A 9775-nucleotide genomic window follows, 5' to 3' on the forward strand; every position below is an offset into this window, starting at 1 on the left:
AGCCGCCGCCGGTGCGCCGCCGCGCCCAGCAGCGCCACCCCCACCGGGGCCAGCGGCCACACCCCGTACGGGGGGAACGCCAGCAGCAGCGCCAGGCCGGCGAGCACGGCGGCGGGCAGGGCCAGCCGCAGCGGCAGCGCGCGCGGTGCGTCCGCGCGGCCAACCACCTCGGCGGCCCGGGTCTCATCCCGGTCGAGCGTCGTCACCGGCACCTCACCACGATCACGCGCCGAAGGCTACCCGGCCGGCGGTGGCCGGTGCCGCCGACCGGGCCAGGTCGTGTCGTACCCGGCTGGCAGGGTGACCGGCATGACAACGCCCCCGACCGTGACGTACGTGCTGATACCCGGCGCCGGCGGCAGCGCCGACTACTGGCACCTGCTCGTCGACGAGCTGCGCCGGCGGGGCCGGGAGGCGGTGGCGGTGCCGCTGCCCGCCGCCGACCCGCACGCCGCGCTGCCCGAGTACGCGGCCGTGGTCCGCGCCGCCGTCGACCCGCACCCGCGGGTGGTGCTGGTGGCGCAGTCGCTGGGCGCGTTCACGGCCCCGCTGGTCGCCGACCATCCGGCGGTGCGGCTGCTGGTGCTGGTCAACCCGATGGTGCCGGCGCCGGGTGAGACGGCCGGCGACTGGTGGGCGGCCACCGGCCACGGCCCGGCGCGCGCCGCGTACGCCGCCGCGCAGGGCCGCGACCCACACGCCGGCGTCGACCTGGCGGTGGACTTCTTCCACGACGTGCCCGCCGAGGTGACCGCCCGGCTGCTCGACGGCGGGGGCGGGCAGGAGTCGGAGGCGGTGTCCGTCCGGCCGAACCCGCTGCGCCGCTGGCCGGACGTGCCGACCCGGGTGGTGACCGGCCGCGACGACCGGTTCTTCCCGGCGGACTTCCAACGCCGCCTGGCCGTCGAGCGCCTCGGCGTGCGCCCCGACGAGCTGCCCGGCGGGCACCTGCTGGCGTTGAGCCAGCCACGCCGGCTGGCCGACCTGCTGGAGTCCTACGCCCGGGACAGCTGAACGGGCGGGCGGGAACAGAAATCGGGGCGCGGCATACGCCGCGCCCCGATGCTCCCAGGCCCTTCCCGGCCGGTGGGGCGAGAGTGAGGTGCGCCGACCTTCGGACCGACCGGACGCGGACTGGCTGCCCCCGCCGGGCCGTTGTCTACTGGCCGTGCCTCCCACCCTGCCCGTACACCGGTAACCGCGGCCGGTTCGCGCCGCCCCGCCGACCCCCGCCCGCTGGACCTGGCCGCCGCGACGAGTTGCACCGTGTCGCTCGGCCAGCGGACGAAGGGACGAAGCGAACAACAGCCGCTTCCCGTAGTAGGACTCAAAGACGGTACGGCTTGCACCCCTGCCGCTGTCAACCCACCCCCGGCCAGTCGTGTGTTGCGACACGGCGTGTCGCGTCGGCGCGTCTCAATCCGTGCCGAGATGCCGGCGCAGCAACGCCCCCGCCGCCTGCGGATGCTCGTCGGCGAGCAGCCCGCCGGCGGCCAGCACGTAGTCCACATCGACCACCGCGCGCGGCTCCCGGGGCAGCGGCCACCCGCCGGCGTGGTCGGCCAGCACCGCGGCGAGGACCCCGGCGGCGTGGTCGGCGGGCGCATGCCGAAGCACACCACCGGAACCCACCATCAGCCGCACGTCGCGCAGGTCCCGGCCGGCGCGTTCCCCGGTGGCCGCGCCCCGGGCGTGCCGGCGCAGCGCCACCGTCGCGGCCAGCGCCGCGATCCGCCGGTCGGCGGCCCGCTCCGCGCCGGATTCGGCCAGGAACCCCGGGTCGGCGGCCCGCACCGCCGCCGCCCGCTGCAGAACGTCCTGCTCCCCCACCGCGAGCAGGCGTTCCTCCGCGGCGGCACGCACCACCCCCGGGGCGCTCCACCGCATCCCCAGGTCCCCCTCGACGGTGCGGGCCCGCCACAGCGTCCCGGCGACCTCCCGGCCCGGCCCGTCGGCCCGCTCGTCCGGGGTGAGCACCGAGTACACGTCGGTGGTGGCCCCACCGACGTCCACCACCGCCAGGTCACCGCCGAGGGTGTCGGCGAGCACCTCCACGCCGGTCAGCACCGCGTCCGGGGTGGCCGCGCGCACCAGCCGCGCGAACCGGGTACCCCGCGACAGCCGCTTGCCGCCGATGACGTGCCGCAGGAACACCTCCCGGATCGCCGCCCGCGCCGACGCCGGGGCCAGCACCCCGATGCGCGGCAGCACGTTGTCCGCCGCCGTCACCGGCACCCCCGCCCCGGCCAGCAGCGCGGACAGCTCGTCGCGGACCGCGACGTTGCCGGCCAGCACCACCGGCACCCGCCAGCGGGCCTTCGCCAACCGGGTCGCGTTGTGCGTCAACGTGTCGGCGTCCCCACCGTCGGTGCCACCGACCAGCAGCACCACGTCCGGGCGGGCCGCCCGCAACGCCGCCAGGTCCGCCGCGCCGAGCCGGCCCGCGGCCACGTGCACCACGTTCGCGCCGGCCGACAACCCCACCCGCCGGCCCGCCTGCGCGGTGACCAGCGGCTCGTAGCCCACCACCGCCAGGCGCAGCCCACCACCGGCCGACGAGCACACGTACCACGGCAGGTCCCGGGCATCGAGCCCGGCGGTGGCCGCGCCGACCGCGGCGTCCAGGCCGTGCAGCACGTCCGTGCCGACCGTGGTCGGCGCCGACGCCGCCGCGACCAGCGCGGCGCCGTCGAGGTCCACCACCGCGACCTTCGTGTACGTGGACCCGACGTCGGCGCAGACGGCGAGGGTCACGCCGGCGGTGGGACGACCACGGTGCCGGTCGCGGTGACCGCCACGATCGGCGTCGGGAGCACCTCCGCCGCCGACTCCGACCGGTCCGGACGACCCCGGCACACCACCCGCGCCTCGAAGTCGATGGTGCGGCTGCGGGTGCCCACCCGGGTCACCGTCGCCGTCACCTCCAGCACGTCACCGGCCCGCATGGCGCTGCGGAACTGCACATCCGAGTACGACGCGAACAACCCCTCGTCGCCGTCGGTGCGGATGCACACCTCCGTCGCCACGTCCCCGAACAGCCCCAGCGCGTACGCCCCGTCGACCAGGTTCCCCGCGTAGTGGGCGTGCGAGTACGGCACATACCGCCGGTGGGTGACGGTCAGCCCGACCCGGGAATCACTCATGCCTTCGCCTTCTTGTTCGTGATCAGCGCGTGCACCAGGTAGCTGGCCACCTCACCCGGGGTGGTGCCCCGGCCGAAGATCCGGTCCACGCCCAGCTCGCCGGTCATCGTCTCGTCGAACCGCGGCCCGCCCACGATCAGCAGCGGCCGCTTCCCCGCCGGCATCGCCTCCCGGAACGCCGCGGACATCTCCCGCGTGTTGTGCAGGTGCGCGTCGCGCTGCGTCACCACCTGCGACACCAGCACCGCGTCGGCCTTCTCCACCCGGGCCGCCTCCACCAGCTCCGGCACGCTGACCTGCGCGCCGAGGTTGGTGACCTTCAGCTCCCGGTAGTACTCCAGGCCCTTCTCCCCCGCGATGCCCTTGACGTTGAGGATCGCGTCGATGCCCACGGTGTGCGCGTCCGTGCCGATGCACGCCCCCACCACCGACAGCTTGCGCCGCAACCGCTGCTTCACCACCGCGTTGACCTCCTTGGCGCTCAGCAGCGGGAAGTCCCGCTCCACCACCTGCACCGCGGACAGGTCCACCAGATGGTTCACCCGCCCGTACACCACGAAGAAGGTGAACCCGTCGCTCATCGGTTTGGCGTGCACCAGCATCGCCGGGTCGATGCCCATCTTGTTGGCCAGCTGGATCGCCGCGCCCTCGGCCCGCTTGTCGTGCGGCACCGGCAACGTGAACGACACCTGCACCATGCCGTCACCGGTGGTGTCCCCGTACGGCCGGACAAGCTTCTTCTCCGCCGCGGCCATCACGCGCGGTCCCCTTCCAGGATCTCGGTGGCCGGGTTGTAGTAGTCGGCGTCGTGGGCGGCCACCCCGGCCAGGCCCTTGCCCCGGTCCGCGGGCCGCTTCATGATCCCGAACGTGCCCTCGGCGATCGCCGTCAACAGCGACTGGTCACCGATGCGCTCCAGCAGATCCAGCGCCTCACCCAGCACCCGGTTGGCGCGCTGCTGGATGAACCCGCCCGGCGCCGGCACGAAGTCCTCGTGCAGCCCACCGGCCGCGCCCAGCACGTACCGCACGTTCTGCAGGGCGATGTCCCGGTCCGACAGCCACGGCGTCACCACCGCCTCGGTCATCATCCCCACCAGCAGGATGCCCTGCCCGGTCATGGTGCCCACCAGGTTGAAGAACCCGTCGAGCAGGTTGCCGCGGAACACGTCCCCGGTCATGTGCTTCGTCGGCGGCATCCACTTCAACGGCGCGTCCGGGAACAACTCCCGCGCCAGCAGCGCGTGCGCCAGCTCCAACCGGAACGACTCCGGCAGATCCGGGTTGATCTCGAACGCGTGCCCCAGCCCCAACTGCCAGTCGGCCAACCCCGCCTCGTGCGCGAAGAACTCGTTGAGCAGCTGCGACACCGTCACCGTGTGCGCCTCGTCCACCGCGTCGGCGGTGGTCAGGTAGTTGTCCTCACCGGTGTTGATGATGATCCCCGCCCGGGCGTGCACCTGCCGGGAGAACCGCTGGTCCACGAACGTGCGGATCGGGTTGATGTCGCGGAACAGGATCCCGTACATCGAGTCGTTGAGCATCATGTCCAGCCGCTCCAGGCCGGCCAGGGTCGCCATCTCCGGCATGCACAGACCCGACGCGTAGTTCGTCAGCCGCACGTACCGGCCCAACTCCTTCGACGTCTCGTCCAACGCCGCCCGCATCAACCGGAAGTTCTCCTGCGTGGCGTACGTGCCGGCGAAACCCTCCCGGGTCGCCCCCTCCGGCACGTAGTCCAGCAGCGACTGCCCCGTCGACCGGATCACCGCGATGACGTCCGCGCCGGCCCGCGCCGCGGCCTGCGCCTGCGGGATGTCCTCGTAGATGTCACCGGTCGCCACGATCAGGTAGATCCACGGCCGCTGCGCCGGATCCCCGTACCGCTTCACCAGCCGGTCCCGCTCCGCGCGCCGCCGGTCGATCAACCGGACACCCGCCCCGACCGCCTTGCGGGCCGCCTTCCGGGCGGCGGTGGCCGCCTTCCCGGCCGGCTGCGTGAAGCGCACCGACCCGGCCGCCGCCTTCTGCGCCAGCAACGTCACGTCGCTGATCTGCTCCCGCGCGAGGGCGTCGAACACCGGCACCGCCACCCCGTGCCCCAACCCGACGTCGGCGACCACCGCGTCGACCAGCCGGTTCACCCACGGAATGCCGTCCGGGTCCGCGCCGGTCACCCCGGCCAGCCGCAACACCGCCCGCTCCACCGACACCGTCGTGTGGCTACGCGCCAGATCCACCACCGGCTGCCCGGCGCGGCGCGCCAACTCCCGCGCCCGCGCCACCAGCACCGGATCCAGGTCGAGCTTGCCCGTCACGCCGTCACCCCGGCCCCGCTCGCCGCCGGCGCGACCCGCGCCCGTGCTGCCTCGATCCTTCGCTCGCTCACGCAGACCCTTCCTCATAGATGACCTCACCGCGCAGCACCGTGCGCCGGCACACCGGCAACGGCGTCGGATCCTGCGCACCCCGCAGCTCCGGGTCCTCGGCCTGCAACACCGGCAGACCCCGCTCCACCCCCGCCGGCGTCGACCACACCGCGAACGTCGCCGGCGCCCCCAACGCCAGCACACCCTCGTTGTCCAGGTGCACCGCCCGCCAGCCACCCCGGGTGTGCGCCGCGAACGCCGCCCGCGCGCTCATCCGCTGCACCGGGTTGTGGTGCGCCGCCGCCGCCCGCACCGAACCCCACGGGTCCAGCGGCGTCACCGGCGAATCCGACCCGAACGCCAACGCCACCCCGACCGCGTGCATCGCCCCCATCGGGTTCGACTCCAACGACCGGTCCAACCCCAACCGCGACTCGTACATCCGACCCGCGCCACCCCACAACCGGTCGAACGCCGGCTGCATGCTCGCCACGATCCCGTACTCCACGAACCCGGCGATCAGCCGCTTGTTCATGATCTCCGCGTGCTCCACCCGGTGCCGCGCCGCCCGCACCCGGTCCGTGCCCAGCTTCTCCGCCGCCGCCGCGAACCCCTGCAACACCGTCGAGATCGCCGCGTCCCCGATCGCGTGGAACCCGCCCTGCATCCCGTGCGCCGCACAGTCCAGCAGGTGGTCACGCACCTCGTCCGCGGAGACGTACCCGTGCCCGCACGAACCCGCGTCACCGTCCAGGTACGCCGCCGACACGTGCGCCGTCCGCGACCCCAACGCGCCGTCGGCGAACAGGTCACCACCGGCCCCCACCGCACCCAACTCCCGGGCCCGCGCCGCACCCAGCAGCTCACCCCAGTAGCCGTACACCTCCGGCACGCCGTCGCCCGACACCGCCAGCAGACCGGTGAAGTCCTCCTCGTCGGAGATCTCCGGGCCACCGCACTCGTGCACCGCCGCGATGCCCAGCGACGCCGCGTGCGCCAACGCCGCCCGCTGCGCGGCGATCCGCTGCGGGCGCGTCACCGACGCGAACGCCGCCGCCCGCACCACGTGGTGCGCGTCCCGACGCAACCACCCCGACGCGTCGTACCCGGCCGCCCGGGCCGCCTGCGGACACGCCGCCAGCAGCGCCGCCGACACCAGCGCCGAATGGATCGACGCCTGCGACAGGTACACCCGCCGACCCCCGGCCGCCCGGTCCAGCGCCGCCGCGTCCGGCAACTGCGGCACCGGCCAGTTCGACTCGTCCCAACCGTGCCCCAGCACCACCGCGTCCGACGGCAACCCCGCCGCGAACGCCGCCACCGCCTCCAGCAGCCCCGCCGCCGACCGCACCCCGGACAGGTCCAACCCCGACAACGCCAACCCCGTGTCCGTGGCGTGCACGTGCGCGTCCACGAACGCCGGCGTCACCAGCGCACCGTCCAGCTCCACCACCCGGTCGGCGGCCGGCGCGTCCCGGTCCGCACCCAACCACGCGATCCGGCCGTCGGTCACCAGCAGGGCCGTCGCGCGCGGATCGGCCGGACAGTGCAGCACGCCGCCGCGGTACAGAGTCGAGGGGTTCGTCATGACACTCAGTCTGCCGCCAGCCGGGACTCGAACAGAGCGCGGACCCCCGGCTCCGACCGCAGCAGCCCCAGCGCCAACTCCGCGTGACCCGGCACGTAGCCGTTGCCCACCAGCATCGTCACGTCCGCCGCCAGGCCCTCCGCGCCCAACGCCGCCGCCGCGAAGCTCGTCGCCATCGAGAAGAAGATCACCGTGCCGCCGTCCGCCGTGGCCAGCACCGCCCCGTGCTCGCAACCGGGCACGTCCACGCAGACCACCGTCACGTCCGCCGGCACCCCCAGCGCCGACGTCACCGCCGTCGACAACGCCACCGGATCCCGGGCGTCGGCCAACGCGACCACCGAGGCCAGCCCGGCGCGCTCCAGCGCGTCGCGCTCCGCCGCCACCGGCACCACCCCGACGGTACGACCGGCGCCCGCCCGCCGTGCCGCCGCGAGGGACAGCGACCCGCTCTTACCGGCCCCACCGATCACCGCCACGGTCACCGGCGTCGGGTCGTTCTCGCGCTGCCTGCGCGCCACGTGCTCCGCGACGACCCGGCCGGTCAGCGCCGGCGCCCCGCACACGTCCAGCACCGCCAGGGACAGCTCCGGGTGCAGGTCGGCCGGGAGGACCGCCGCGATCGACCGGGCGAACAGGATGGCGTACCCGTCGCACGGCACCTGCTCGTTGCGCCCGTCCCAGCGGGCCAGCCCGTCGAGGACGGTCAGCGGGGTCAGGGTCAGCGACACCAGCGTCGCCACCCGGTCACCGGCCGTCAGCTCCAGCGGCGAGCGCCGGCCGACCTCCTCCACGGTGCCGATCAGCATGCCGCCCGACCCGGTCACCGGGTTCTGCATCTTGCCCCGGGCGGCGATGATCTCCAGCACCTCGGCGCGGACCTTCTCCCCGTCGCCGCCGTGCTTCTCCGACAACTGCCGGAAGCTCGCCGCGTCCAGGTTCAGCCGCTCGACCCGGATCCGCACCTCGTTCGGCGCGATCCTCGGGTCGGCGTCCAGCCGCCACGCCGCCTGCGGCAGCACCCCCGCCGGTTCCACAACGCGGTGCAGACCCACCGGTGACGTCACGCCGACCTCCCCTGTCAGCCGCGTGAAGCCCCGGCTTGGGCTCGCATCGCGGGAAAACTTCCGGCAGACTAATTTCTTCACCGGATATTTTCCAGTAGCCTACGGGCCGCTGATCATCTGCACCACCACGCACCGAGGAGGGGCCGTGACCCAGACCCAACCGGTTGAGACCATCCCTCAACCCCGTCACGCCCCGGTCGCGACGCCGACCGCCGGGCAGCCGTACGAATACCGCCGCAGCCCCCTGGTCGAACCCGACTGGACCCGCTTCCCCGGCTGGCGCCACGTCACCCGCGACCAGTGGGAGAACGCCCAGTGGCAGCGCGTCAACTGCGTCAAGAACATCAAGCAGCTGCGCACCGTCCTCGGCGACCTCGTCGACGAGACCTTCTACGCCGACCTGGAGGCCGACCAGAAGGCCCTGGCCACCATGTCCATGCTGGTGACGCCGCAGATGCTCAACACCATGGTCCCGTTCGCCCCGATGACCACCGAGGCGTTCCTCGCCGACCCCGTGCGGCGCTACATGATCCCCGTCGCCTCCGACCGGCGCACCGACTGGCCCTCACACCCCTACGCCAGCCGCGACTCCCTGCACGAGCACGACATGTGGGTCGCCGAGGGCCTCACCCACCGCTACCCCACCAAGGTCCTCGCCGAGCTGCTCTCCACCTGCCCGCAGTACTGCGGGCACTGCACCCGGATGGACCTGGTCGGCAACTCCACCCCCGCCGTCGACAAGCTCAAGCTCACCCTCAAGCCCGTCGACCGCTACGACGCCCACATCGCCTACCTCAAGGCCCACCCCGGCGTCCGCGACGTCGTCGTCTCCGGCGGCGACGTGGCCAACGTGCCGTGGCGCAACCTCGAGTCGTACCTGATGCGGCTGCTGGAACTGGAGACCGTCCGCGACATCCGGCTCGCCACCAAGGCGCTGATGGGCCTGCCGCAGCACTGGCTCCAGCACGACGTCGTCGAGGGCCTGGAGCGCGTCGCCCGCACCGCCGCCCGGCGCGGCGTCAACCTGGCCATCCACACCCACGTCAACCACGCCCAGTCGCTGACCCCGCTGGTCGCCAAGGCCGCCCAGACCGCCCTCGACGTCGGCGTCCGCGACGTACGCAACCAGGGCGTGCTCATGCGCGGCGTCAACGCCACCACCCCCGACCTGCTCGACCTCTGCTTCGCCCTGCAGGGTGAGGCGGGCATCCTGCCGTACTACTTCTACATGTGCGACATGATCCCCAACGCCGAGCACTGGCGGGTCCCCGTCTGGCACGCCCAGCAACTCCAGCACGACATCATGGGCTACCTGCCCGGCTACGCCACCCCACGGATCGTCTGCGACGTCCCCTTCGTCGGCAAGCGCTGGGTGCACATGCTCACCGAGTACGACCGCGACCGCGGCATCTCGTACTGGACCAAGAACTACCGCACCTCCATCGAGTCCGCCGACCTCGAGGCGCTCAACAAGCGCTACGCCTACTACGACCCGATCGACACGCTGCCCGAGGCCGGCCAGCAGTGGTGGACCGAGCACCGCAACGACTGACCCACCCCACCCGCGCGCACCCCCGGCGTCGCCCCCGCGGCGCCCGGGGGTGCGGCG

General features: G+C 73.6%; 8 protein-coding genes and 1 pseudogene. 2 read left to right on the forward strand and 7 right to left on the reverse strand.

The window, feature by feature from the left end; translation table 11 throughout:
* Nucleotides 1–212, reverse strand: a pseudogene (locus KBX37_RS32050) (apolipoprotein N-acyltransferase); the annotation flags it as partial.
* Nucleotides 213–309: 97 nt separating this feature from the next.
* Between KBX37_RS32050 and KBX37_RS32055 the strand changes: the two are divergent.
* The gene (locus tag KBX37_RS32055) at nt 310–1014 is read left to right on the forward strand and encodes an alpha/beta fold hydrolase (RefSeq protein ID WP_210779584.1); all 705 of its coding nucleotides are present in this window, start codon (nt 310–312) and stop codon (nt 1012–1014) included.
* 402 nt (nt 1015–1416) lie between these two features.
* Here KBX37_RS32055 and KBX37_RS32060 read toward each other — a convergent pair whose 3' ends face one another.
* The 6 genes from KBX37_RS32060 to KBX37_RS32085 form a co-directional block, all read right to left on the reverse strand.
* A complete protein-coding gene (locus KBX37_RS32060; RefSeq protein WP_210779585.1) occupies nt 1417–2754 on the reverse strand; it encodes a glutamate mutase L in 1338 nt (445 codons plus the stop codon).
* Complete coding sequence (locus KBX37_RS32065) at nt 2751–3143, reverse strand: hotdog domain-containing protein (protein WP_210779586.1); 393 nt, start codon at nt 3141–3143, stop codon at nt 2751–2753. Before KBX37_RS32065 ends, KBX37_RS32060 begins: the two co-directional genes overlap by 4 nt.
* Nucleotides 3140–3898 carry an OAM dimerization domain-containing protein gene (locus KBX37_RS32070; protein ID WP_210779587.1) on the reverse strand — a complete coding sequence of 253 codons (759 nt, stop codon included), beginning with the start codon at nt 3896–3898 and terminating at the stop codon, nt 3140–3142. Before KBX37_RS32070 ends, KBX37_RS32065 begins: the two co-directional genes overlap by 4 nt.
* The gene (locus KBX37_RS32075) at nt 3898–5460 is read right to left on the reverse strand and encodes a lysine 5,6-aminomutase subunit alpha (protein WP_210779588.1); all 1563 of its coding nucleotides are present in this window, start codon (nt 5458–5460) and stop codon (nt 3898–3900) included. The genes KBX37_RS32070 and KBX37_RS32075 overlap by 1 nt, the downstream gene beginning before the upstream one ends.
* A gap of 67 nt (nt 5461–5527) precedes the next feature.
* Entirely contained in the window at nt 5528–7099 is a 1572-nt protein-coding gene (locus KBX37_RS32080) for an amidohydrolase (RefSeq protein WP_210779589.1), read from the reverse strand.
* 5 nt (nt 7100–7104) lie between these two features.
* Entirely contained in the window at nt 7105–8154 is a 1050-nt protein-coding gene (locus KBX37_RS32085) for a zinc-binding alcohol dehydrogenase (protein ID WP_210779591.1), read from the reverse strand.
* 157 nt (nt 8155–8311) lie between these two features.
* On the opposite strand from KBX37_RS32085, the gene KBX37_RS32090 reads away from it, so the two are divergent.
* Nucleotides 8312–9718, forward strand: a complete 1407-nt coding sequence (locus KBX37_RS32090) for a KamA family radical SAM protein (RefSeq protein ID WP_210779590.1) — start codon at nt 8312–8314, stop codon at nt 9716–9718.
* Nucleotides 9719–9775: the final 57 nt, after the last annotated feature.

This window comes from Micromonospora sp. U56, from assembly GCF_018070095.1.
Taxonomy (GTDB): Bacteria; Actinomycetota; Actinomycetes; order Mycobacteriales; family Micromonosporaceae; genus Micromonospora; species Micromonospora purpureochromogenes.